This window comes from Acidithiobacillus sp. IBUN Pt1247-S3, assembly GCF_041146875.1.
Taxonomy (GTDB): domain Bacteria; phylum Pseudomonadota; class Gammaproteobacteria; order Acidithiobacillales; family Acidithiobacillaceae; genus Igneacidithiobacillus.
Window position 1 is genome coordinate 65949 of record NZ_JBFRXP010000012.1, and the last position, 23950, is coordinate 89898.

The 23950-nt window shown below is 57.9% G+C and carries 25 protein-coding genes and 1 pseudogene; 6 read left to right on the plus strand and 20 right to left on the minus strand.

The annotated features are described in order from the left end of the window. Positions 1-22 precede the first annotated feature (22 nt). From AB4090_RS09805 to clpA, 5 genes are all read left to right on the plus strand, one after another. Positions 23-1438: a S41 family peptidase gene (locus AB4090_RS09805; RefSeq protein WP_369573690.1), complete on the plus strand. Its 1416-nt coding sequence runs from the start codon at positions 23-25 to the stop codon at positions 1436-1438. Between the two features lie 21 nt (positions 1439-1459). After that, entirely contained in the window at positions 1460-2032 is a 573-nt protein-coding gene (locus AB4090_RS09810) for a DJ-1 family glyoxalase III (RefSeq protein WP_369573691.1), read from the plus strand. 49 nt (positions 2033-2081) lie between these two features. Continuing rightward, positions 2082-2858 carry a peptidylprolyl isomerase gene (locus AB4090_RS09815; RefSeq protein ID WP_369573692.1) on the plus strand — a complete coding sequence of 259 codons (777 nt, stop codon included), beginning with the start codon at positions 2082-2084 and terminating at the stop codon, positions 2856-2858. Positions 2859-2974: 116 nt separating this feature from the next. Further along, the gene (gene clpS / locus AB4090_RS09820) at positions 2975-3283 is read left to right on the plus strand and encodes an ATP-dependent Clp protease adapter ClpS (protein ID WP_369573693.1); all 309 of its coding nucleotides are present in this window, start codon (positions 2975-2977) and stop codon (positions 3281-3283) included. Positions 3284-3286: 3 nt separating this feature from the next. Beyond that, positions 3287-5536 carry an ATP-dependent Clp protease ATP-binding subunit ClpA gene (clpA, locus tag AB4090_RS09825; RefSeq protein ID WP_369573694.1) on the plus strand — a complete coding sequence of 750 codons (2250 nt, stop codon included), beginning with the start codon at positions 3287-3289 and terminating at the stop codon, positions 5534-5536. On the opposite strand, the gene AB4090_RS09830 is transcribed toward clpA, so the two are convergent. From AB4090_RS09830 to AB4090_RS09885, 12 genes are all read right to left on the minus strand, one after another. Then, the gene (locus AB4090_RS09830; RefSeq protein ID WP_369573695.1) at positions 5533-5940 is read right to left on the minus strand and encodes a hypothetical protein; all 408 of its coding nucleotides are present in this window, start codon (positions 5938-5940) and stop codon (positions 5533-5535) included. The genes clpA and AB4090_RS09830 overlap by 4 nt on opposite strands. Next, a complete protein-coding gene (gene ppa / locus AB4090_RS09835) occupies positions 5921-6445 on the minus strand; it encodes an inorganic diphosphatase (RefSeq protein ID WP_369573696.1) in 525 nt (174 codons plus the stop codon). Before ppa ends, AB4090_RS09830 begins: the two co-directional genes overlap by 20 nt. Beyond that, positions 6442-7218: a 3-deoxy-manno-octulosonate cytidylyltransferase gene (gene kdsB, locus AB4090_RS09840; RefSeq protein WP_369573697.1), complete on the minus strand. Its 777-nt coding sequence runs from the start codon at positions 7216-7218 to the stop codon at positions 6442-6444. The genes ppa and kdsB overlap by 4 nt, the downstream gene beginning before the upstream one ends. Continuing rightward, positions 7215-7391 carry a Trm112 family protein gene (locus tag AB4090_RS09845; protein WP_369573714.1) on the minus strand — a complete coding sequence of 59 codons (177 nt, stop codon included), beginning with the start codon at positions 7389-7391 and terminating at the stop codon, positions 7215-7217. The genes kdsB and AB4090_RS09845 overlap by 4 nt, the downstream gene beginning before the upstream one ends. Before the next feature lie 2 nt (positions 7392-7393). Next, positions 7394-8392, minus strand: coding sequence for a tetraacyldisaccharide 4'-kinase (gene lpxK, locus AB4090_RS09850; RefSeq protein WP_369573698.1), 999 nt, complete (start codon positions 8390-8392; stop codon positions 7394-7396). Further along, complete coding sequence (locus tag AB4090_RS09855) at positions 8389-9534, minus strand: hypothetical protein (protein ID WP_369573699.1); 1146 nt, start codon at positions 9532-9534, stop codon at positions 8389-8391. The genes lpxK and AB4090_RS09855 overlap by 4 nt, the downstream gene beginning before the upstream one ends. Then, positions 9531-10217: a lysophospholipid acyltransferase family protein gene (locus AB4090_RS09860; RefSeq protein WP_369573700.1), complete on the minus strand. Its 687-nt coding sequence runs from the start codon at positions 10215-10217 to the stop codon at positions 9531-9533. The genes AB4090_RS09855 and AB4090_RS09860 overlap by 4 nt, the downstream gene beginning before the upstream one ends. 3 nt (positions 10218-10220) lie before the next feature. Then, positions 10221-10637 carry an ExbD/TolR family protein gene (locus AB4090_RS09865; protein ID WP_369573701.1) on the minus strand — a complete coding sequence of 139 codons (417 nt, stop codon included), beginning with the start codon at positions 10635-10637 and terminating at the stop codon, positions 10221-10223. Continuing rightward, the gene (locus tag AB4090_RS09870; RefSeq protein ID WP_369573702.1) at positions 10634-11251 is read right to left on the minus strand and encodes a MotA/TolQ/ExbB proton channel family protein; all 618 of its coding nucleotides are present in this window, start codon (positions 11249-11251) and stop codon (positions 10634-10636) included. The genes AB4090_RS09865 and AB4090_RS09870 overlap by 4 nt, the downstream gene beginning before the upstream one ends. Before the next feature lie 73 nt (positions 11252-11324). Next, a complete protein-coding gene (locus AB4090_RS09875) occupies positions 11325-12398 on the minus strand; it encodes a linear amide C-N hydrolase (RefSeq protein ID WP_369573703.1) in 1074 nt (357 codons plus the stop codon). 14 nt (positions 12399-12412) lie between these two features. Continuing rightward, complete coding sequence (locus AB4090_RS09880) at positions 12413-13639, minus strand: mechanosensitive ion channel family protein (RefSeq protein WP_369573704.1); 1227 nt, start codon at positions 13637-13639, stop codon at positions 12413-12415. Between the two features lie 46 nt (positions 13640-13685). Next, entirely contained in the window at positions 13686-15782 is a 2097-nt protein-coding gene (locus AB4090_RS09885) for a ComEC/Rec2 family competence protein (protein ID WP_369573715.1), read from the minus strand. Positions 15783-15862: 80 nt separating this feature from the next. Here AB4090_RS09885 and AB4090_RS09890 point away from each other — a divergent pair, with 80 nt between their 5' ends. Next, on the plus strand, positions 15863-16435 hold the full coding sequence (locus AB4090_RS09890; protein ID WP_369573705.1) for a DUF2062 domain-containing protein: 573 nt from the start codon (positions 15863-15865) through the stop codon (positions 16433-16435). Here AB4090_RS09890 and AB4090_RS09895 read toward each other — a convergent pair. The 8 genes and pseudogenes from AB4090_RS09895 to AB4090_RS09930 form a co-directional block, all read right to left on the minus strand. After that, a complete protein-coding gene (locus AB4090_RS09895) occupies positions 16432-17121 on the minus strand; it encodes an ABC transporter ATP-binding protein (RefSeq protein ID WP_369573706.1) in 690 nt (229 codons plus the stop codon). The two genes, AB4090_RS09890 and AB4090_RS09895, sit on opposite strands and share 4 nt — an antisense overlap. Further along, complete coding sequence (locus AB4090_RS09900) at positions 17114-18358, minus strand: lipoprotein-releasing ABC transporter permease subunit (protein ID WP_369573707.1); 1245 nt, start codon at positions 18356-18358, stop codon at positions 17114-17116. The genes AB4090_RS09895 and AB4090_RS09900 overlap by 8 nt, the downstream gene beginning before the upstream one ends. Continuing rightward, the gene (gene lysS / locus AB4090_RS09905; RefSeq protein WP_369573708.1) at positions 18355-19839 is read right to left on the minus strand and encodes a lysine--tRNA ligase; all 1485 of its coding nucleotides are present in this window, start codon (positions 19837-19839) and stop codon (positions 18355-18357) included. The genes AB4090_RS09900 and lysS overlap by 4 nt, the downstream gene beginning before the upstream one ends. Positions 19840-19859: 20 nt before the next feature. Beyond that, a protein-coding gene (gene prfB / locus AB4090_RS09910) for a peptide chain release factor 2 (RefSeq protein WP_369573709.1) occupies positions 19860-20958 on the minus strand; the annotation gives its coding sequence in 2 pieces (ribosomal slippage) (positions 19860-20882 and positions 20884-20958; 1098 coding nt in all). A gap of 233 nt (positions 20959-21191) precedes the next feature. Then, the gene (locus AB4090_RS09915; protein WP_369573710.1) at positions 21192-22244 is read right to left on the minus strand and encodes a hypothetical protein; all 1053 of its coding nucleotides are present in this window, start codon (positions 22242-22244) and stop codon (positions 21192-21194) included. 419 nt (positions 22245-22663) lie between these two features. Beyond that, positions 22664-23021 (minus strand): annotated as a pseudogene (locus AB4090_RS09920) (transposase); the annotation flags it as partial. A 56-nt stretch (positions 23022-23077) separates the two neighbouring features. After that, positions 23078-23770, minus strand: a complete 693-nt coding sequence (locus AB4090_RS09925) for a hypothetical protein (protein WP_369573711.1) — start codon at positions 23768-23770, stop codon at positions 23078-23080. 24 nt (positions 23771-23794) lie between these two features. After that, a partial coding sequence (locus AB4090_RS09930; protein WP_369573716.1) for a DUF4168 domain-containing protein occupies positions 23795-23950 on the minus strand: 156 nt, incomplete at its 5' end.

The following is a 23950-nucleotide window of genomic DNA, read 5'->3' on the forward strand; positions in this document are numbered from 1 at the left end:
TGTGCGACGTTTTGGAGCCAGAATGACTAGGCGCATCCTGCAGATTTGCTTGCCCCTCTTGACGGTTGCGGCCCTCAGCATGGGCTCAGCACCGGCCTGGGCCGAAGACAGCTCGACCATCCCCCTGAAAGAGATCCAAACCTTCAGCCAGGTCTTTGCGCTGATCAAGTCGGATTATGTCGACCCCAGTTCCGACCAGAAACTTATGCAAGGGGCAATTGCCGGCATGGTGCATGCCCTCGACCCTCATTCAGCCTATCTGACGCCGCAAGAATGGAAAGAGATGCAGGTCTTTACCGATGGCCGTTTTGGTGGAGTCGGCATTGAGATCACCCCCGACCATGGTCTCTTGCGCGTAGTGACGCCCGTCGATGGTACCCCCGCTGCCCGCGCCGGGATTCACGCTGGAGATCTCATCATCAAGATCAACGGGAAAGCAGTGGAGGGCCTGGGCCTGCAAAAGGCCGTAGACGAGATGCGTGGCAAGCCCGGTAGCCAGGTCAGCCTCACCCTCCTGCGGCCGCACAGCAATGTTCCCCTGCAAGTCACCCTCACGCGCGCCATCATTAAAGTGCAGAGCGTGCGCTATCAGATGATCGCACCAAATTACGGCTATCTGCGTGTTAGTCAGTTCCAGGACAACACTGGCAACGCCGTGCAGGCAGCGGTCAAACAGCTCGAGAGTGATGCCAGCGGCAAACTCAAGGGGCTGATTCTCGACCTACGCAACAACCCAGGCGGGGTACTGCAAGCCGGGGTGGAGACTGCGGATACGTTTTTGAATCATGGCCTGATCGTCTACACCAAAGGTCGCAGCGGCGAGAGCGACATGCGTTTTAGTGCGCACGGACCCGACCTGCTGCATGGTGCCCCCATAGTTGTGTTGATCAATGGCGGCACGGCCTCAGCGGCAGAGATTGTTACCGGCGCCCTCAAGGACGATGACCGCGCCCTGATCCTGGGGAGTCGTAGCTTTGGCAAAGGCTCAGTGCAATCCGTCATTCCCCTCGATAATGGCGGCGCGCTCAAGCTGACCACGGCGCTCTACTACACGCCGGCTGGATGTTCCATTCAAAGCCAGGGGATTGTCCCCAACGTCGCTGTTGTCCCTGGCAACTCCGAAGAACGGCAAATCGATGCCGCGCTCCTCAAGGAATCGGAGCTACAGGGGGTACTCAAAGCCCCGGATCAGTGTCAAAAGATCCAGCCGCAGTTCCAGATTCCGGAGCCGACCCCGCCCGCCACCAGCAGCCAAAAACAAATGCCTACGGATACCCCGAATCTGGCCACGGATTTTGTCCTGCGTAAGGCGGTGGAGATTCTCGAGGGCCAAGCCGTGGAGGTGGAGCAGGACGGCAAGACCATAAAGAAGATCATTCCCTTGCCGGTGTATCCCAGTCGGGATAAAAACGCCGGCGCCAAGGTCAAAGCTGCCTGAGTGGGAAGATAGGTAGAGAGTATGGTGCCCGTACCAAGGGTAGTAATTCCAATTGCCGATGGCTGCGAGGAAATGGAGGTGGTGATCTGCACCGACATTCTGCGGCGCGCCGGGGCGGAGGTCTGCCTCGCGGGGGTCGATGGCAGCGCAGCGGTAACGGCTTCGCGCGGTGTGCGCCTGCTGCCGGATCACAGCTGGGCCGAACGCGCTGACGAACCCATGGATCTTTTGCTACTGCCAGGCGGCGCCGGCGGCGTGGAACGGTTACGCCAGTCGGCCAGCCTACGCGCCACAATCGCAGCGCGCAGCGCCGCCGGCGCGAGAATCGCCGCCATTTGTGCCGCTCCCTCCTTGCTCGCCGAGATCGGCGTCTTGTGCGGCAAAAGAGTAACCAGTTACCCCGGCGCTCTCGATCCGCAGAGTTTGGAGTATCAATACCAAACGGAACCCGTCGTCATCGATGGCGCCCTTACCAGTTCCCGCGGTCCAGGCACCGCCATGGATTTTGCCCTCAGCCTTGTCACTCAATTTTTTGGAAACGAGCGGCGTGTCGAGGTGGAATCGGCCTTGCAAAGGCCGTCGGTTTACCTTTGATCTGTCCGCATGGATAATGCTTCGTCTCAATCAAACTGAAGGAAAACTCATGAAACTTCGCGCAGTTGTTCTTGCCGGCATCGTCGGTGCTTTCTCCCTGCCGGTCTTCGCTACCCCCGCGGCCACGGTCAATGGTCATGCCATCGACAACAGCCAAGTGCAGGAAATCATGGGCATGAGCCCAGACCTCGCAAAAGAGCCCAATGCTCGCGAGCAGGTGGTGCAGAATCTGATCAACATGGAAGTGCTGTCACAGTATGCCGACCAGCACGGTCTTGCCCAATCCCCCGACGTGCAAGAACGCCTGAGCCTGGCCAAACGGCAGATTCTGGCGGATGCCGCGATCGAATCCTACGTCAAGGCGCATCCTGTTTCGCAGACCGACGTCCAGAATGCCTATAACAAATTCGTTGCGGCAATGGGCAAGAAGGAATACGAAGTGCGCCACATTCTGGTCAAGACCAAGCCCGAAGCAGACAAGATCTTGGCCGATCTGAAGGCAGGACAGAAGTTCTCCAAGTTGGCGGAGAAATATTCCATCGACAAGGGCAGCGCCGCCCACGGTGGGGAACTCGGCTGGATCGTTCCGGGTATGGTGGTGCCTCCCTTTGCCGAGGCGGTAGAGACGGCCCCCATCGACAAGCCGGTTGGCCCGGTACAGACCCAATTTGGCTACCACATCATCGAAGTGCAGGCCACCCGTCCAGTAACCCCGCCTGCCTTGAGCTCCATGCAGGCCCGCATCAAGGCACAGTTGCAACAACAAGAGGCAGCAAAGTTCGTATCGGATCTGCGCAGCAAGGCTAGCATCAACATCACTAAGTAATTTGTCATAAGCCTTTTTATAGAGAGGGCCGAAGGGATTTCCCTTCGGCCCTTTGCCTTGCCTGGAACGAGATCAGGCGCCACAATGAAGACAGAGAGTTTTTCCGGAGCACAGTTGTGACAACACGAAGAAATCCTCAGCAACCCGTTCTGGAGCGGCAAACGCAGATTCGCGAGCCGCGCCTGTACCGCGTTTGCTTGCTGAATGATGACTTCACCCCCATGGACTATGTGGTGCGTATCCTCGAAGAGTATTTTCACAAGAGCCATGACGAAGCCACCCAAATCATGATGGAGGTGCATCATCAAGGCAAAGGCATCTGTGGCGTCTACCCCTTTGACCTCGCAGAAACCAAGGTCACCTTGGTTACCGCTGATGCACGCCAGCATCAGCATCCCTTGCGTTGTACCATGGAAAAGGAGTGAGCGATGATCGACAAGTCCTTGGAACAGTCCATCAATCAGGCATTCCAGACGGCGCGCGAATATGGGCATGAGTATGCCTCGGTCGAGCATCTGCTGCTGGCGTTGCTCGATAACCCTGCCAGCATCGAAGTGCTGGACGCCTGCGGTGCCGATCGCAAACGCCTGAGTCGCGAACTCAAGGGTTTTCTGGGCAAGAAGATCCCCTCCCTCGGCAATGCCGGCACCGTCAATAGCCAACCCTCTATTGGCTTCCAACGCGTCATCCAGCGCGCACTTTATCACGTACAGTCGGCGGGGAAGGATGCCGTTACCGGCGCCAATGTTTTAGTAGCTCTGTTTGCCGAGCGCGAATCCCATGCCGTGTATTATCTGCAAAAGGAACATGTGTCGCGCATGGACGTGGTCACCTACCTCGCTCATGGGCAGCAGCGTGACGAGGGCAACGAGGAAGGCGAAGAGCCGGAAAATGAGCAGGAGCGCGGCAAATCTGGTAAAGATCCCCTTTCTGCCTATACGCGAAACCTGAACGCCCAGGCGCGGGCCGGGCGCATCGATCCCCTTATCGGCCGCGCCCACGAGCTGGAACGCGCCCTGCAGATTTTGGCACGGCGGCGCAAGAACAACCCGCTTTTTGTGGGCGAACCCGGGGTGGGAAAGACTGCCATCGTCGAAGGCTTGGCGCGCGCCATCGTCCACGGCAAGGTGCCGGAAATCCTCGAAAATGCCACCATTTATGCCCTCGACATGGGCGCCCTGATTGCTGGCTCCCGCTACCGTGGTGACTTCGAGGAACGGCTCAAGGCGGTGCTCAAGGCCCTGCAGCGGCAGCCAAAGGCCATTCTCTTTATTGACGAGATTCACACCATCGTTGGCGCCGGCGCAGTTTCCGGCGGCGCTATGGATGCCTCCAACCTACTCAAACCGGCCTTGTCAGCAGGTGAACTCAAGTGCATTGGTGCCACCACCTACCAGGAATTCCGGCAGCATTTTGAGAAAGACCGGGCCCTGAGTCGGCGCTTCCAGAAGATCGACGTTCCCGAACCCAGTCCCGAAGAGGCCATTGAAGTTCTGCGCGGCCTCAAGCGCCACTTCGAAAACCATCACCACCTGCGCTACACCGATGCCGCCCTGCGCGCCGCTGTGGAACTCTCCATTAAACACATCCACGATCGGCATCTACCCGACAAGGCCATTGATGTCATCGACGAGGTTGGTGCGGCTCAGGCACTGCTTGCCCCATCGCGGCGCAAAAAGAGCATTGGCGTGCACGACATCGAGGAAATGGTTGCCAAAATGGCGCGCATCCCCGGTAAGTCGGTATCGCTGGATGACCGCACGGCGCTGAAAAATTTAGAACGTGATCTCAGCTTGGTGATCTTTGGGCAGGATCGTGCCATCCACGAGTTGAGTGCGGCCATCAAGCTCTCGCGAGCGGGCCTACGCCATGCCGAGAAGCCCATTGGCGCCTTTCTCTTTTCTGGCCCGACTGGCGTCGGCAAGACGGAGCTTACCCGGCAATTGGCGCAGCTTCTGGGTATTCCCCTAATGCGCTTTGACATGAGCGAGTATATGGAGCGCCACAGCGTTTCCCGTCTTATTGGCTCGCCACCAGGCTATGTGGGGTATGACCAGTCCGGTCTGCTCAGTGATGCGATCCTCAAACACCCGCACGCGGTCCTGCTCCTGGATGAGATCGAAAAGGCCCATCCCGATATTTACAACGTCCTGCTGCAGGTGATGGATCACGGCAAGCTCACCGATGCCAGCGGCCGGCAAGTCGACTTCCGCCAGGTGATTCTGGTCATGACCACCAATGCTGGAGCCGAAGAGCAAGGCAAGGCGGCGATCGGCTTCGTGCAGAAGACGGGCGAAACGGGCAAGGAGATGGAGAGTATTCGCCGGGTCTTCGCGCCGGAATTTCGCAATCGTCTCGACGCCATTGTGCCCTTCTCGCCCCTGGCACGGGAAGATATCCTGCACGTGGTCGACAAGTTCCTCATGGAACTGGATGAACAACTCTTACAAAAGGGCTATAGCCTGGAGGTTAGCAGTGAGCTGCGGCAATGGCTGGCAAAGAAAGGGTACGATCCGTTGATGGGTGCGCGGCCAATGGCGCGACTAATTCAGGAAGAACTGAAAAAACCGCTGGCGGAGCACATCCTGTTTGGCGACCTGCCCAAGGGCACGCAGATCAGCGCCGCTCTGGAGGCCGACAAGGTTGTCCTGCGCCTGCCCGAGACCGCCCCGGTCTAACGCTGGCGGCGCCAGTAGGGCGCCAATAGCCGTGCCTCGGGCACCTCTTCGAGAATGGCGGCAGGGATTTCCACGGTCAGCCCTGGGCGAGCGCGAATGCTCACCCACAATAGGTTCATACGCAGGTTGAGGTCGGCAAAGACTACCCATTTTTGGTAGCGTTGCAAAACACCACCTACCAAGCGCAGGGTGTGTATTTGTCGTTCTCTGCTGTGGCGCCGCAAGCCGGGAAAAAGCATACGAAAATCGGCGAGCAGATGGCCATATTCATCGCGGATCGGGACGCGCTGCCAAAGTGGTCCATCCGCCTCTAGCCTGCCCCAGGGCAGGATGACAGGCAGTGTGCAGGCCGGGACCAGGGCGGCCCCGGACTCTGCGCGAGGCTCAGCCCGGGAAGCGGGCAACGTCCTTGTTGATGATCTCTCGGGCGGCTTCGACACCGGACCAATCCTTGAGTTTTACCCACTTGCCAGGCTCGAGGTCTTTATAGTGCTCGAAGAAATGACGCACCTGATCGAGCAACGCTTGCGGCAGGTCTTTGACGTCCTGAATGGCCTCATAACCCGGCGCGACCTTGGCATGGGGCACCGCAATGATCTTCATGTCCATGCCTTTTTCGTCTTCCATCACCAACACGCCTACGGGACGCGCACGTAATACCGAACCGGGAGCCACCGGCTGTGGAGAGACAACCAGGACGTCGGTGGGGTCGCCATCATCCGACAAGGTATTGGGAATAAAGCCATAATTCAACGGGTAATGCATCGCCGTAAACAGAAAACGATCGACAAAAATCGCCTCGGAGCCCTTCTCCACCTCGTATTTGACGCTCGAGCCCTGCGGGACTTCGATCACTACGTGGATATCGTCGGGCAGGGCATTGCCGGCGGGGATTGCTTTGAGCTTCATGCAGAACACTCCTTATGGGTGGAAAATGCGGCCCGCACCCGGGCCAGATCCGCTGGGGTATCAACCCCAATCGGGGGAATTACATCGCTACAGCATACCCGAATTCGCCAACCGCGTTCGAGTATGCGCAGTTGCTCCAGGGATTCGAGAGTTTCCAGGGGGGAACGCGGCCAGCGCGCATAGTCCTGCAAAAAGCCGGCACGATAGGCATAGAGGCCGAGATGCCGCCAATGCCGACCGTCTGGAAGCCCGGCATCCTCAGGTAATGGATACTGATCGCGGTGCCAGGGGATGGGAGCTCGCGAGAAATAGAGGGCATCACCGGCGGCATTGAGCACCACCTTGACGGCATGCGGATCGACCAGATCTTCCCAGCGGGTCAGGGGCACTGCCGCCGTCGCCACGGCAAGATCTGCATCTGCAGCCAGGGCCGCGGCTACTGTATGAATCAGCGCCGCGGGCATCTGCGGCTCGTCGCCCTGCAGATTGACAATGATTTCATCCGCTGCCAGCCCGAGAACCTGGACCGCCTCGGCCAAGCGTTCGCTACCACAGGTATGGCTCGGATGCGTTAATATCACTTCGCCGCCATGGGCACGCACCGCCGCCAGGATTTCCGCATCATCAGCGGCCACCACCACCCGCTCTGCGCCACTCGCGAGGGCACAACGACGCACCCATTCAATCATCGGCAGACCAGCAATAGGTAACAGCACCTTACCCGGCAAGCGGGAAGATGCTAGGCGCGCCGGGATGAGAACGGTGAAGCTCACTTGGCCTCAGCTTCCAAAGGTTCTGCCTCTTCCAGCAAGAGCACGGGAATCCCATCGCGCACGGGAAAGCGCAGCTTGCAGCGCTCACAACAGAGGGCACGCTGTTCTGCGCAAGGAAAAAGCGGTCCCTTGCAGTCAGGACAGGCCAATAGGTCGAGCAAACGGCGGTCGATTTTCACTGTGGGTTCCTCAAGCTGGCCAGGCGCTGGTCGAGCCAAACACGGAAAGCGGACTCCCAGCGGATACCGATTTCCAGCACCCAAGTCTCTGGCAAGTCATCGATATGCCGACATTTTACGGCATCCTTGCTGGTCATGACGAGGGGGGGGGGCAACTGGGCAAGGTCGTGCTGGCGAAAGACATGATGGTCGGGAAAGGCATGCATGCTTACTTGCGCCCCCAAACTCTCCAGTGTGTGACGAAAACGCTCGGGACGTGCGATGCCCGTAACGGCGTGAATCTGGCGCTTGCACAGTAGCGCGAGAGGGAGTTCCTGTTCGGGACCGGCAAGCGGCGACAGGCGCGTAACCTGCTGCTCATAGCGAAATATAGGTCGCGCGATATCGGTCAGGTCGGGACTGGTGGCCGCGGCAGGGTCGCAGAGCAAGGCATCAGCCTCCTGTAGTGCGGCCTTTCCTTCGCGAAGCGGTCCAGCCGGCAGGCAACGGCCATTCCCGAGCGGCGCCTCGCCTTGGAGTAACACAAGGGAAAGGCTGGGCTGCAGGGCCAGATGTTGAAAGCCATCATCCAAAACCACAATGTCGTGACCCGCAGCAGCGGCCGCGGCGATCCCCGCATGGCGCACCCGACTCAGATACACCGGTGCCACGCTACGCAGCAGCAGCGGTTCATCGCCAGCGCGCTGCGGCAAATCACCTGGCATCACCGCATAGGGTTCGGCGGGCGGATGGGCGCCGTAGCCACGGCTGATGGCCGCAGGGTGCCACGATTGTGCTTGCAGGTACTGGAGCAAGGCCATGCTTACCGGCGTCTTGGCGCTGCCTCCAACGGTCAGGTTACCGACGACAATACTCGGCAAGACCGCTGGCGAGCGTTGTGCCTGAGCCCGCCGTCGTGCCGCTGCGGCGCAGTACATCACACCGAGGGGGCGCAACAGATCCGACCAGGCGCCGCCCGCATACCACTGACGCTCGAGTTCCTGACGCCAATTCACCAGTCAAATACGCGTTGCAGAAATTCCGGCAAGCGTTCGCCGGCAGCGCGGCGCTCTTGCCAGAAGAAACGCCGGTAGGCGTCGGCCTCTTCGCGCGCGGCAATCGGCTCGGCCAGCACTGCAGCCCAATGCTGCAGCACTGTCGTCGGGTCAGCCAGCGCCCGCGGCTGGGCAGCAATCGTGGCGGGCAAGTCCCAATGCAGTTCTGGCCGCCGACTGAGAGGGCGTCCGCCAGCAAAGATCTGCCAGAGTAGCGTGCTACCCGCAGCCAGGAGATGCACGGCGTCGCAGGCCGCTGCCAAAGCCGGATGCCAACGGGCTTCATCTACCTGCAACACGCTACCCACCGGCACCTGTGCTCGTTGCCAGCGCGACAGACGGGGCAAGTTCGCGGGTGCCCCGAGCCCCTCAAGAAAGAGCAGGCCCCGCTCGCATAACGGCGACTGCTGCCAGGCGGCAGACCAGGCAAACCAGTCTGCGGCGCGCAGACCCGTTACCCAAAACAAAGCATCCCCCTGGCTGCCAAGAATCAGGTTGCGAAAATTGGGTTCGACCTGCGCCACCGTCACCAAGGTCAGGAAATCAACGGGTTCCTGCAGACCTTTGACGGAAGAAAGCGACTGCCATTGCTGGTATTGCAACTGGCTACGCGGATAGATCGCTTCCCACGGTGTCGCGCTCGCCGCACTATCTGGCGCCGTAGCCATTGCCAAAGCAGGGATTTTTTTCTTGCTGAGCAGACGTGCCAGGGCGGGACTGGGAACTCGTCCTAGCCCCAGGTAACGCAAAGGTTGCAGGCGCTGCAGGGTGGTTTCCAGGGCGCGCGCATGGGCACAGGGGCCAAAGCCGTAGCCCAAGCGCTCGATACCGGCGCTGGTTTCGGGGAAAAGGGCCGTATCCTCACGTTCGAAGGTGAGGATCATACGTAGATCTCGCCGCTTGTCGCTAATTGCCCGGCACAGTTCCACACCCAAGCGCAGTTCGTCACCGGCAGCGCCGCCTTGCAGCCACAAGACCGGCCCCCGGTCACCCGGCAATTTTAGCCCACCCAGACGGGCATTGGCCTGCGCGATACGTCCTGCCCGGGCGTCTTGCCAGCTTGCCCAGCGGGCGCGCCAATAGTTGGCTCCGTAGTAACTCATTGCTCTTCGTCCTTTTGTCGTGCACGCCCCATCAGCTGATCCGCATGCTGACGCTGGGTACGCATCTGCTCCTCCAGTTGCTGCTGCAGGATGGTCATCTCCGAGGCTGGCGTATCTGCCGCGATGCGCATCGGTTCGCCCCAGAGTACCAGCGCACGACTGCCAGGCCAGGGAAAGAGAAAACGGTCCCAACTGGCAAAACAGCGTCCCCAGCGGGCGGAAAAGGTCACCGGAACGATGGGCAGGCCGGTCCAGCGCGCCAGCTCCAGCACCCCTGCCTGCAATTCTTCGCGCGGGCCGCGCGGACCATCGGGGGTAATTGCCAGATCATAGCCTTCGCGTGCCCCGCGCAGCATACCTTTTGCCCCTTTGAGCGCGCCACGCCGACTAGAGCCACGCACTGCCTCATAACCCCAGTGCGACATTACCTGGGCAATCAGTTCACCATCGCGGTGTTCGCTGATCAGAATCTTCACCCGCCTGCCGCCAATACGGCGGTAGGCGGCCGGGATCAGGGCCAGGCGTCCATGCCAGAAAGCGAGGATAATCGGTTGCCCACTGACATGTAGGGCGCGTATCTGCTCCGCACCCTCCTCCTGCCAGCGCAAGCTGCTCGCAATTGCCTTCAGCAAAATGGCCGCCAACCAGGCAACGCGGGACTGCCAGCGCCCCTCCAGCCGCACCTGTCAGTGTCCCGCCTGGCTCAAGGTGGCAAAACTGATGCGCGTCAGCCCAGCTTCCTGTGCCGCATCCAGGACATCGATCACATATTGCTGGGTGGCGTCCTTATCGGCGCGCAGCACGATAACGCGCTCCGGGTCTTGCGCCGCCAGGGCTTTGAGACGTTCGAGCAGGGCGCTCATTGGCAGACCGTGGCCGTCGATGGCCACTTGCCCGCTGGCACTTAGGTCGATGGTGATGGGAGTTTTCGGTTCGCCTTTTGCGGCTTGCTGGGCCTTAGGCAGTTGCATGGAGATATGGCTGTGCTGCACAAAGCTCGTCGTCACCATGAAAAAGAGCAGCAACACCAAGACAATGTCGACCATGGAAATCACATTGATCTCCGGCTCTTCGTTACCGCCTCTACGCGTACCAAAGTTCATTGCTTAGCACCCGCCAGGAGGTTCACGAGCTTCAGGACATCTTTCTCGGTGGCCAACACCAAGATCTCTACCCGCCCGCGGAAATAGCGGTAAAAGAGCAGGCTGGGGATGGCCACAATCAGTCCCGCCGCGGTGGTGATGAGTGCCTCGGCAATTCCACCCGCCAACGCCTTAGGATCGCCCATACCCACGGTACCAATAGCGGCAAAGGCATGCATGATGCCAAAGACCGTACCAAGCAGACCAAGCAACGGTGCGGCCCCCGCGATACTTCCCAGAAAATTTAGATAGCGATCCAGGTGCGCCATTTCGTGGCGTCCCGCATCTTCGACGATCTCTTTGATCGTATCCCGCGGCTGCCCAACCTGCTGCAGGGCAACCAGCAAGATTCGCGCCAGAGGCGTATCGTTTTCGTAGAGCTGCTTCACCGCTTGCGGGAGCTTGCCCACCTCCACCAGGTCGGCGACCCGCCCGACTAGGCCTTGCGGCACGATACGCGCCCGCCGCAGCACCCAAAAACGATTGCCGATGATGGCCAGCGCCAGGATGGCGGCCAAAATAAGGATGGGCAGCACAAAGCCGCCCAAGCTGAATAGTTCTACGAGATCACGCACGTAACACTCCCGCCAGGATATCTAACGGGGATCGACTATAGCACAAGCGCCGGATTTGCCGAGAACCTTTCTGTTACTTCAGGTTAGCCAGGACCTCGGGGGGAACCGGCACAAACTGGAACTGCTTGGCCGGGCGGAAATCCTTGATCACATCACCGGCATAGACCTGCCCCTGCCCCATGGGCAGCAGCATCACCGGGGCGCCGGGAGCCAAGTCGGCTTTTTTCAGGTCGACCCGGAAAAGATCCAGGCTAGAGGTAGAATTGAAGTAATATTTCAGATCTTTTTGGTCTGCCACTACCCGCCAGCGGGTGGTGGAGATATTCGGATGACCGGGAGTAGAAATCCCCATGGGCACGGAGACATTGTTCAGCACACTAAAGACCTGTGCTACGCCCTGTTGGTTGTTCGCGGTCTTGGGGACGGCGTGAATATAAAAATCGGCGCGGGCAAAGCGATCCGGTGGCTGATTGGTACCGGGCAAAAAGGTGGTTCCGCCAATCTCACGCCAATACTCGGCAATGGCCAACTGATGCGGGAGCTCTGGATCATTGGTCATGACCTGGTATTGCCGCCCCTCATGCACCACCAGCTTGCCATCGATATACTCCAATATGGCGCTGTTGCCGTCGGCATCAGAAAGCGAAAGATGCAGAGTGGTGAATTTGTCGGTACCCGGGATGGGCGCCGAAATCAGACAGACTGGATGCGTCTTGAGCGACGCCACGGCCTCTTTGACCGTAGCGAAGTTGTCGAGAAAGTATTGTGCCCACGCACTGATAACGAGGCGTTTATCGTTGGCGGCACATTGATCAGGATATTTGCTACTATTCAGCCACAGGAGATTGGCGTCGAGACCTTTCTGGTTCATGCCATCACTGACTGCGGCATTCAGGGAAGTTACCACCACACTACCATAGCGCGAGGTCCACTCCGCAGAGTTCTTGCCGGCCGCGCCATTCTCCTTCAGGCCCGCGGGAAAGATCCACAGGCGCGAATGCATAGGGTCCTTCCAGTCCATGGTACGGCCAGTGATGTTGAGGCCATCCTCACCGTGGTACACTACCCGCGTGCAAGCCTGAGCGGCCAGGCTCGTGCTCAGGGCTGCAGCAGTCATAGTCATGCCCAATAAGGTCTTTTTGATCACGTTTCCTCTCCTTGTCAATTCACTGCGGAAGATTGCGACTCCGGCTGCAGTGCCGCCTGAGCAGTCCCTACCCAGGCGTTAGCTGTCGACACCAACTCTGGCTCGGCCGGGTTGGCAATAAAATGTGGTGACATGATTTGCACGTCATTTTCGTTAAACACATCGAGGACCTCAGCATGCAAATGGGACTGCACCAGAGCATGTCCACCATGCAAGGCCACATCGAAACAAGCAACCAGCGTGTACTCAATGTAAAAGTCGGACAAGGCGCTTTGTAACACATAGGGCGCCGGATCAGCCAACAGACCTGGACTGCGCCGGGCCGCAGCCAGCAGCATCGCCTGCACCTGCCGCCACGGCGTCGAATAATCAATAGATACAGATACCTGGAGTGTATGGCGTTTACCTGTACCGTCACGGGAAAAATTGCGGATTGGCTGACTAAAGACCACGGCGTTGGGAATACTCACCTCTTCGCCGGTCCCCGTCTCGATGCGCGTTGCAAAAATACCGATCTTGACTACGGTACCGCGGGTATTGCCAATAGCGACGTACTCACCAGCACGCAAGGCGTGGGAATAGAGCATGGAAAAACCGGCCAGGGCCTGCCCGACCACGCTCTGCCCGCCGAGGGAGATCATCAGACCCGCCAGTACCGAAACCCCCTGAAAGGTGGCACTGCTCGACCCCGGCAAGTAGGGGTAGGCCAGCGCCAGAGCGAAGAGCCAGATGAGCAAAGCGCTGATCTGCCGCGTTGGTGCGGCAAGGTCAGCGGAAATCCACGACACACGGATGCGCCCATTCTCGACCCTCCGTAGGAAGGCGGAATTGGCTTGCACCAGCGCCCGCGCCAACACAAAAATGAGGACCGCCATCAACAGATTCGGCAGACTCCCCAAAATCCCCTGCACGACATGACCCAGCCATTTCTCCAGCCATAACGACAGCCGCACCCCGAGATGATGGCTGAAGTCGAACTGGCGCAGCACAAAGGTAACGAATAGCGCGGTCACCAATGCATACGAGGCCCAAAAAAGCAGGCGCAAGAACCCGGAAAGCAAGAACTGCAGCTGGCTTAAATACTGACCTAGCGAACCCTGGCGTTGGCGCAGCAAGGCACGGGCAAGACGCGTCTGGCACCAGACATGCGTAACGTGCAGCCCCCATAACAGCAGGAGAGCCAACAGGGCCGCCAGAAAGGACCACAACAGCGAAAAACCGACCGATGCGAGCTCGGACATTTCTCTTCCTCACGACTTATTTGCTTGCATTATTCCATTTGTGGCGCTATCGGGCCATCTCCCAATATGGGCGCTGACGGGTGGCGCTGGGCAAGCGCAGTTTGCTGCCCTGCCAATGCCAAGGCTGCCCGCCACCTTCCCCCAAGTAGCGAATACTGGCATAGGGGTAGGCGTGTAGCAGGGCGTGGCGCTGCCAGGCATCCCAGGTGTAGGGGGCAAAAATCACCTTTGGGCCAATTTGCAAATGGGCAGCAAGAAAACGGGTCTCCGTAGCCTCATCCATGTCACCCAGGATCACGACCCGGTCCTGGTCCAGACTCAACACACAGGGCTGCAGCGAGGAAAAATGCAGCATTTTTCCACCAGGAATTGACCCTCCGGTACATACCCTGCTTACCCGCTCAAGTTCTGGCAAGCGATTTCCTACGGGGAGCACGGTCTGCTCGGCAGCGGGCAGGGGATGTGGCGAGGAAAGGTCACCCAATACCCAAACCCGCACGCGCTTCTGCCCGGCCTGCTGTAATTGCGCCGCCAATAGGGGTGCCAGGGCGCGTTGGTCGGGGCGATGCCAGAGATTGGCGGTGTAGAGCCCGGTGTCGCGTCCCGACTGCCAAAACAGCGCCATACCCTTGCCGACGGGCAACTCGTCGAGGCGAAAGCCATCGGGGGTATGTCCCGGTGCCAGCAACGGTACAAAGCCAAGATAGGCCAGGTTGCGCCCCGGCCAGTGACGCGGCAACAGCAGCAACGCAAAAAGGAGTGCGCTGGCCAGGGCCGCCCAAAAACGTCCTGGGGCTACCGTCAATAGTGCCCAAGGCCAATGCCGCAACCAATCGAGCAAGGCCGTCACCGCCTGCATCTCCAGAGCGACGAGACGAAACAGGACACGGTAGGCCAACTCCCAATCGAGCAGGGCAAACACTGCTCCCAACAAGGCCAAGGGCACCGCCAGCAGCTCGATCAAGGGGATGACCAGGAGATTGGCGAGCGGCGAGATCAGGGAAATGCTGCCAAAAAGAAACGCGAGAAGGGGTAGCAACAAGATCGAGACACGCCATTGCGCCACCAGCGCCTGGCGCCAGTGTCCTTCCTCCATACCCAGGCTGATCAGCACCGCCACCGCCAGAATCGACAGCCAATAGCCGAGGTCGATGACCTGGCCAGGGTCGAGCAGGGCCATCATCGCGGCACTGAAGGCCAAACCCGACCACACCGCATGTCGACGTCCCAGCAGGGCTGCCACACTGGCAGCGGTGATCATCCATGCTGCCCGCTCGCCTGGGCTTTGCATGCCCGCCAAGTAGGCGTAGGTCCAAGCCACTGGAATTGCCGCCAGCAAGGCCGCCTGCGGCGCTGGCCAGCGCCGCACTAGGGCCGGGATGCGGCGCCATAGAAAACGCCAGAACCAAAGAAAAAATCCGGTCACTACCGCCACGTGGGAGCCCGAAATTACCAATAGATGTGCGGTGCCGGTGTCACGATAGATCTGCCAGATCTCCGCTGGGAGTTGATTACCAATGCCCACCGTCAGGGCTTGTACGTATCCCGCCCAAACCCTTGGTAAGGCGGCATTACTGGCCTGTACCACTCGGCTGCGCCACTGCGCGAGCAGATCCAGAGGATGCCAGGAGGATGGTGTTACAGGAGTAGCCGAAACGATCTTTCCGGCACCGAGCACACCTTGCCAGAAGCGTTGCCGCGGCAGGTCGACAAAGGCGCTGTGGCGCAGGGTCTGCAAAGACTCAGTACGGACTTCCAGCCGCCAACGCTGTCCAGTAACCGGCACTTCGGGCAGGGCGCCATGCAGCTCAAGCAAGGGCGGCGCCGGCCGCTTCTGCCCCCCCGACTCAAGGATTTCTGGGGCGATATGCACGCGCCATTGCCCCCTCTGCTCTTGTGGAATGCCCTCTATGCGCCCCGTGACGGTATAGGAATGCCCGGCGGGTAGGGCCAATCCGATCAGGTGTCTTGCCTGCAGGTCGGCGCCCAAAAAGGCCAGCGCAACACAGGCCGGCAGGAGGGCTTGGTGCCAGCGCCAGGCAAGAAGGACAGAAGCCAGTAACGCGAGTCCCGCAGGTAGCCAGGCAGGCAATGCCGTAAAGAACTGAAAAAACAACACACCACTTAGCAGCGCCAAAGACACGGTAAGCAGACTCGGCCAGGATTTGGACCAGTGCGCGAGACTCGCTAGACTAGGGCCTCTTTGTCCCGACAGGATTCCCCTTGCGCCTGCCCGCATTTTTCCGCCTCCCTCGCCGTGAGGAAATCCTCAGAAAACGTCCTCTTGGACGTTTCACCCACTATCTAACCCACAGTGCCTACTGGCAGCTCAAACGCAGTAACCTGGCGCGGGCGGGTGCCCTGGGCACCTTTATTGGCACGCTTCCCTATTTTGGGCACGAACTGACCATTCTGGTTCTCTGTTTGGTGCTGCACCGATGGCGCCGCATTGATGTAAATATACCTCTCGCCATGCTCATGCCCTTTATTGTTACCGGGCCACTCACCATCGTCGAGGTATTCTACGCTTCCTATCAGCTCGGCTACTGGCTGATGCAGCAAGTGCATATGGCGCCCGCCATCACCATTCACTATGCCGACATCCAGCGTCTGGTGCACGGCAATATTGGCTTGCTCTCCATGGGCGACCGTCTCTGGCACGCCTATTGGGTCACCTGGGTTGGCAGCATCATTTTGGGCAGCGCGCTCGGCGCCACCGTCTACGCGGGAATCATGCTGGGCTGGCGGGTTTGGGTCAACTGGCGCTTGTTTCGCCGTCGCCAAAGCCGCAGCTAGGGGACGGCGGTTTCCTGTAGCACTCCGTCGCGCAGGTGCAGCACCCGCGCCATGCGCTCGGCCAAGGCCGGCTCGTGCGTCACTACCACCATCGCCGTTCCCAATTCAGCATTCAGGTCGAGCATCAGCGCATGTACTGCCTCAGCGGCGTTGCGATCAAGATTACCCGTCGGTTCATCGGCCAAAAGCAATGCCGGACGCGTCACCAGGGCGCGCGCCAGGGCCACGCGCTGGCGCTCGCCGCCGGAAAGCATCCCCGGTTTGTGCTGGTAGCGCTGCCCTAGCCCCACGCGGTCTAGTAGTTCCTTGGCCCTGGGCTCACTGACGGCGCGCTTTTCACGACGAATCAGAAGCGGCAACAACACATTCTCCAGCGCCGTAAATTCCGGCAGCAGACGGTGCAGCTGATAAACAAAGCCGATATTCTGATTGCGCAGGCGACTACGTTCGGCTTCCGGGAGGCGGTAGAGATCCTGCCCTAAAACCCGTACCGTGCCACTACTGGGTCGCTCCAGACCCCCCATCAGATGCATCAGTGTGCTTTTGCCCTGCCCTGAGGCACCGACAATACCCAAGCGCTCGCCGCGTCGCAGCTCCAGACAGATATCACGTAGCACGTCCAGGCGTCCGCCGCCAAAGCTGTAGCCATGGCGGAGATGTTCCACTTGCAGGACGACATCACTCATAGCGCAACGCCTCCGCTGGGTCGACGCGGGAGGCACGCCAAGATGGATAAAGGGTCGCCAACCAGCTCATCAGCAATGCGGCGATAGCCACGTGTAGCACATCTGCCGGTTCCAGGCGCGATGGCAACTGACTAATGGAATAGACCTCGGGGGAAAGAAACTGCACATGAAAGAGCTGTTCGATGAAAGGCACGATGGTCGGAATATTCAGCGCCAGCAGCACGCCACCGAGTACACCTAAGGCGGTACCAAAAAGGCCGATAATTACTCCCTGCACCATGAAGATGAGCATAATACTGCGCGGTCGCGCCCCCAAAGTACGCAGGATCGCAATATCCGGCTCCTTGTCTGTCACTACCATCACCAGGGTAGCGACGATGTTGAAGGCGGCCACGGCAATGATCAACGACAAGATCACGAACATCACCAGCTTTTCCATGGCCAGGGCCTTGAAGAAATTCTCGTGGGTCTGGGTCCAGTCCTGTACGTAAAACGCCGGGCCGAGGATCTTTTGCAGGCGTGCCGCAAAGACCGGGGCGTTGAAGGGGTCTTTGATCTGCATACGCAGACCCGTCACCCCCGAGCCCATATTGTAGAGTGCCTGCGCGTCCGGCAGGCTGATATAGGCCATACCGCTGTCGTAGGCGTAGATACCGACAGAGAAGATACCCACGACGGTAAATTGGCGCAGGGTTGGCGTTACCCCCAGGGGCGTGACCCCACCCTTGGGCGAGATCAGGGTGATCTTGCTGCCCATCGTCGCCCCCAGTTGCCGCGCCAGGGCACGCCCGAGCACGATACCCCAGGGATGCTTCTGCAAGGCGTCGAGGCTACCTGCCTTTATGTCCTGCGCCAGACGATTGACGTGCCCCTCTAACTGCGGGTCGATACCATCAATCAGGGCACCGCTCACTAGACCATCATGGGAGAGCATGGCCTGCGCCTCGACATAGGGCGCCACGCCGGTCACTCCCTGCACTTGCGAGAGATTCTTTTCCGACTCGCGCCAATCGAGCACCGGTACCCCATTGCCTTGCACGATGACATCAGAGGTAACGGCGAGGATGCGGCTACGCAGGGTATGGTCGAAGCCATTCATCACCGCCATGACGGTAATCAGGGCAGCAACACCAATCACCATGCCGAGGATGGCCGTGCCGGTAATGAAGGAAATGAAATGGTTGCGCCGCTTGGCGCGGGTGTAGCGCAGGCCCACCCAGAGTTCGAAAGGGCTCATGCTTGCTCAGGTCGCAAATGGGGGAAGAGGATCACCTCACGAATGCTCGGCTGATCTGCCAGCAGCATCACCAGACGGTCGATGCCCATACCCACGCCAGCGGTGGGCGGCATGCCGTACTCCAGCGCGCGGATATAGTCGTGGTCGTAGAACATGGCTTCATCGTCCCCCGCCTCCTTGGCTAGGACCTGCGCCTGAAAGCGTTCTGCCTGGTCTTCCGGATCGTTGAGCTCGGAGAAGCCATTGGCCAGCTCGCGTCCGGCGATGAAGAGCTCGAAGCGATCGGTGACTTCCGGGTCGGCATCGCTGGCGCGCGCCAAGGGGCTAACCTCGGTGGGATATTCGATGATGAAGGTCGGCTGCTGAAGCTGCGTCTCGACGGTCTTTTCGAAGATCTCGATGAGGCGCTTGCCCCAACCCCAGCCCGCCTGCACCGGCATCCCTAGCGCCCGCAATTTGGCTTCGAGGACGGCGGGATCGCGCAGGTTTGCGCCGTGCAGATCGGGATTATAGGCGCGCACCGCCTCGGCCACGCTGAGGCGGGCAAAGGACTTGCCCAAGTCAATTTCCTGCCCCTGATAGATGATGCTCGTCTGCCCCAAGGCCGCTTGCGCTGCAGCGCGAATGAGATGCTCCGTCCGATCCATGGCAATGTGGTAATCGGCGTAGGCCTCATACCACTCGAGCATGGTGAATTCGGGATTGTGGCGGGTGGAGATACCTTCGTTGCGGAAATTGCGGTTGATCTCAAAGACGCGCTCGACCCCACCAACCACCAGGCGCTTCAAATACAGCTCGGGCGCGATGCGCAAATACAGGGTCATGTCGAGGGCATGATGATGGGTAACGAAAGGTTTGGCCGTGGCGCCGCCGGGAATCGGCTGCATCATCGGCGTTTCCACTTCGATGAACTGCAGGGCAGTAAGACCATGGCGCAGCGCTGCCGTGGTCGCCGAACGGACCTGGAAGGTGCGCCGCGCCTGCTCAGTCACAATCAAATCCACATAACGCTGACGGAAGCGGGTCTCCGCATCGCTCAAGCCATGCCATTTCTCCGGCAGCGGGCGCAGGGCCTTGGACAGCAGTTGCAGGGAATGCACGCGCAAGCTCAGTTCCCCGGTCTTGCTACGAAACAGCTTCCCCTCGACGCCAATCACGTCACCCAGGTCGAATTCCTTAAATTGCGCATAGCTGCCCTCGCCCAGCTCATCGCGGCTGAGAAAGAGCTGCAAACGACCGCTGCCATCCTGCAGATCGGCAAAACTCGCCTTGCCCATTACCCGTCGGGTCATCAGACGCCCGCCCAGGCGGGCGGCAATCGGTTCCCGCTCCAGCGCCGCAGCATCCATATCCGCACAGCGCCGCTGCAGATCGCCAGCCTCGGCATCGCGGCGGAAGGCATTGGGATAGGCGCGGCCACTCTCGCGCCAGCGCTGCAGCTTCTCCCAGCGCACCTGCATCTGATCGTTGCGTTCTTCCATGCCCTACCCTCGCCCCTGCCTTAGAGACCAGCCTTCAAGGCTGCCTCAATGAAAATATCCAAACTGCCATCGAGCACCTTTTGTGTGTCGCCCACTTCGACACTGGTACGCAGGTCTTTGATCCGCGACTGGTCGAGCACATACGAACGAATCTGATGCCCCCAGCCGATGTCGCTCTTACTGTCTTCCAGTGCCTGCTTTTCGGCTTCGCGCTTTTTCAGCTCCATCTCAAAGAGCTTGGAACGCAACATACGCATCGCCTCGGCGCGGTTCTTGTGCTGCGAACGGTCGGTCTGGCAGGCAACCACAATGCCCGAGGGCACGTGGGTAATGCGTACCGCCGAGTCGGTCTTGTTGATGTGCTGCCCGCCGGCGCCACTGGCGCGGTAGGTGTCGACCTTCAGGTCCGCCGGATTGATCTCCACCTCAAAGCTATCGTCGATTTCGGGGTAGATGAAGACGCTGGCAAAGCTGGTGTGACGGCGATTGCCAGAATCGAAGGGCGATTTGCGTACCAAACGATGCACTCCCGTCTCGCTGCGCAACCAACCGAAGGCATGATCGCCCTTCACGTGGATACTGGCCGACTTGATCCCCGCCACTTCCCCCTCAGATACCTCGACCAGATCGGCAGCAAAGCCATGCGCCTCGGCCCAACGCAGATACATGCGCAGAATCATCTCCGCCCAATCCTGCGCCTCGGTGCCGCCAGCACCGGACTGGATATCGACAAAGCAGTCCGAGGCATCGTGCGGACCAGAGAACATGCGCTGAAATTCCAGTTTCTCCACCGCCGCCAGGGCTTGATCGAGATCGGCATCCACAGCCGCCAAGAGATCGCTGTCATCCTCGCTCAGGGCCAGATCCAGCATCTCGGCGCTATCGCCAAGACTCGCCGCAAGCTTGTCCATCGGCTGCACGATGGCTTCCAGACTGGCGCGTTCCCGCCCCAGATCCTGCGCCTTCTCCGGCTGGTTCCAGATGCCTGGGTCTTCCAGCTCCCGCCCGACTTCTTCTAATCGACCACGCTTTTCTTCGAGGTCAAAGATACCCCCTCAGGCCGTCCAGACGGGCCTGGAGATCGTCGCGCAGGGCGCGCATCTCGTTTACTTCACGCATCACTCATCCTTGGGTAAGGGACCAGCGCCACCGGGCCTCAGGCCCCCGACGGCAAAGGCGCATAGTATGCGCAAAGATGGGGGTGACGGCTAGCGGGGTGACGACGGTTGTTAGCCCCACGTAGCGATGTTCCCTTCGACTGGCGGACGGGGAGCGGTCAGCTCTGCGCGACAAACCCACGCAAGCCGGTGGAGAGTTTCGGATCAGCGCAGAGATTCCTTAGTCAGCCAATGCTACCCAATCGAAGCAAGTGCCATTGACGATCTCGCAGAGATCCATTTGATTGTCGCTTGGCGATATGAGCGAATCAAGCTTTCGATTTCCTTTGTATCGATTTTTGAACTGTTTGGCATAGCCAAAAGTTTATATATTTTTGCAATTGAATATGATGCTTTTTCTTTCCAAAAATAAAACTTCTTTTTGAATATTAAAAAATCTAATTCCTCGATTTTTTTCTCCTCAACTTGCTTTCTTCTTAAAGCTTCAACTTTTAGCAAAATATTTTGCTTATCGAGATTCAATTGCATATTTTCTTTTTTTTCTGCGCCAAGAATATCTAACGGCATGGTAAGATAAATACCGCCAATAAAGGCCATTTTTGTCCGATTAGCTGCAGGATAATAAGATGGCCGAGCAAATATCTTGAATTTTAAATCGACGAACCCAAGCCATCCCAGGCGTCTCCTGGATTGGTAGTACCGAATGAGCCCCTCTAGCCCGGGATGATGATAAAAAATAGATCTATTTTTGGCTTCAGGGATTTTACTTTTTTCTAAAATCGGTCGGAATGAAGGTATTTTTTTACCACAAGAGGTGCCAAGCTCGGTCAGCGCTACCTCTTTCTGCAAGTTTGATAAATATTTTCGCATATCTAAACGCAGAATTAACTTCTTCAATTTCCTTTGGTGTGCCAACGGCATTTTTTTTATCAAGCGGGTTATTTTCCCGATTTCTTCATCAATTTTATAATCTCTCCAATATTTATAGTAGGAAGTTTTTATTGATTTTTCAACTTCTCTTTGATAGGAGTCTAGATGAGATATAGACTTATAATATCTTGGTTCCGCTTCAGCGATAATGTGTTCTTGATATTTATTTCCTCCGAACAAATAATACTTAATCCCTAAGTCTGGGCGCATGATATAGTGCCTATCTATTCCATCATATCCGAGGTGTTGATAAACGCCACCCTTCACTCTCGTTTGAAGCAACGCAGAAGATTCATCTCTGAGCTTTTTTATCTCTAAATAATTGTATTCTATTTTATTTTTTTCGATTGCAAGCATGCTGTTGTTTTTAGATATGCGTATGAGATCTCGCAGCGATATCGTCGGCTCTGCGTAGATTAGAGAGGGGAAGAATGGGACAGAGGCAACGACGAGAATGGCTAGAAATTTCGTAAAATATCGCATGTTATTACATAAGCAATAATTATACCGTGTTTCAATAATATTTACATAACCATATGTTATTATTAAAGTTTACGAATTATTCTGCACTCTGCGCATAAGCTTTGTGCTGCCCACAGCACCCTCATCAGCGGTGATTGTCGTTAGTCAGTACCGACGGAGCGACAACCTGAGATGCGTTCTCACCTGATATTATGATATTTATTCATTAAAACAGACAGTTAAACACACAATGTGTATGTCGCCAACCTGCGACAAATCACGCAGACAGAAATATTTCTAGGTTCCCCCCTATTTCACGTGGGTAGCTGAAAATGTAACCTGCCGAGCACGATCGGTAGGCCATGTTGATGAAGTTCTTAGGGGTGCGCGTTAGCCGCGCGCCTTGCACCTGGTGGACTGCAAGAGGCTTTTGAACCCTTCCAAGATGCCATTGCTGATGTGGCTCCCGAACCAGCGCAGGATGCCGTCCCAGTGGTTCATGATGGTGTAAGCGCACTTAACCATGGGTGGTAGACCGTTGGCCTTGGCATTGTCCATCGAGGCTTTCAGCGACGTCGCACCCTGCTTGCAGTTCTGCACCGTAAAGATCTTCTAGAAGGTAAAGCGGAGCTAGTAGGCCTGAGCCGTTTTGAGGTTCTGGTTCTGGAGTAGCGATTATAGCCAGGGATATTACCTCGCCTATCGCATTTACTCTCGGCTAAATACTTCTATCCTTGGTTGGAGAGATCTTCTAGTGCTCCGCACTGCTCACGAAAACGGAACTGCCGGAAGTTTTCTGGGCCATCTCCCAGAAACCACAGCAGAAGTTGGTTCTCCCAGTCGGTGATTCTCCCCGGCCGCAGTTCATGCCACTCCCCCGTATTATCATCACGCCTTTGGCAAGGTATGTCTGCGCGGATTCTGACAGCCTTCTCGATAGCGTCAAAGTAAAATGCCGCGCAACCTAGGCATATTTTGTCTGTCTCACTCAGTTCATCATATTGCGCCTGTGTGAGTCCCGTTGGATTATAAATTGCGATCTTCGACTTGATTTTCGGGAGCGGATCATCCCAAGGTGGGGGAGCAGGAATCAACCTGCCTTCACAATCATAAGAATTCCACTCCTGGGAAAATGGTTCAGCATTACCAATTTGATCCCTTGTCAATTGCGTTTCCATTCCTTTTTTCTCGCAGTGCGCAACGGGCTCGGCAGTAGTTTCTCTTGCTTGAGATGTGGCAGTAGAGAGAAACACACCAGCTAATGAGGGTAGCTCATAGTGACCTAGATTTATCCTCTCGCGGACGATCTCTAGAAAGAGATCTACACCTGCTTTCTCACCAGCACGTATCTTACTTTCGAGGCCTTCCAGCAACGCTTCCTGCTCTTTCGTTACCGATATCCTTAACTCCCGTAGCCGCATCTTAGCCTCTCCTCCTGATGTGCGTTAACCGATATCCTTTTTTACCTTTTTTGCAAAATGTGGGTCAGTCTGGGTCTTGCGCAGCAATGCGGCATATTGTAATGGCGTCAAATTATTTTGCAGAACTACGCTTTTTATCTCTCCCTCATACCGGGTAAGCGCCCTTCTTTTCTCTGTACC

Coding starts and splice junctions, on each gene's coding strand:
- AB4090_RS09815 (WP_369573692.1), top strand. CDS start 2,082: ATGAAACTTCGCGCAGTTGTTCTTGCCGGCATCGTCGGTGCTTTCTCC.
- AB4090_RS09915 (WP_369573710.1), bottom strand. CDS start 22,244: ATGCTTGCAATCGAAAAAAATAAAATAGAATACAATTATTTAGAGATA.
- clpA (WP_369573694.1), top strand. CDS start 3,287: ATGATCGACAAGTCCTTGGAACAGTCCATCAATCAGGCATTCCAGACG.
- AB4090_RS09865 (WP_369573701.1), bottom strand. CDS start 10,637: ATGAACTTTGGTACGCGTAGAGGCGGTAACGAAGAGCCGGAGATCAAT.
- AB4090_RS09900 (WP_369573707.1), bottom strand. CDS start 18,358: ATGAGCCCTTTCGAACTCTGGGTGGGCCTGCGCTACACCCGCGCCAAG.
- lysS (WP_369573708.1), bottom strand. CDS start 19,839: ATGGAAGAACGCAACGATCAGATGCAGGTGCGCTGGGAGAAGCTGCAG.
- AB4090_RS09805 (WP_369573690.1), top strand. CDS start 23: ATGACTAGGCGCATCCTGCAGATTTGCTTGCCCCTCTTGACGGTTGCG.
- AB4090_RS09810 (WP_369573691.1), top strand. CDS start 1,460: ATGGTGCCCGTACCAAGGGTAGTAATTCCAATTGCCGATGGCTGCGAG.
- AB4090_RS09880 (WP_369573704.1), bottom strand. CDS start 13,639: ATGTCCGAGCTCGCATCGGTCGGTTTTTCGCTGTTGTGGTCCTTTCTG.
- AB4090_RS09895 (WP_369573706.1), bottom strand. CDS start 17,121: ATGAGTGATGTCGTCCTGCAAGTGGAACATCTCCGCCATGGCTACAGC.
- ppa (WP_369573696.1), bottom strand. CDS start 6,445: ATGAAGCTCAAAGCAATCCCCGCCGGCAATGCCCTGCCCGACGATATC.
- AB4090_RS09925 (WP_369573711.1), bottom strand. CDS start 23,770: ATGCGGCTACGGGAGTTAAGGATATCGGTAACGAAAGAGCAGGAAGCG.
- AB4090_RS09855 (WP_369573699.1), bottom strand. CDS start 9,534: ATGAGTTACTACGGAGCCAACTATTGGCGCGCCCGCTGGGCAAGCTGG.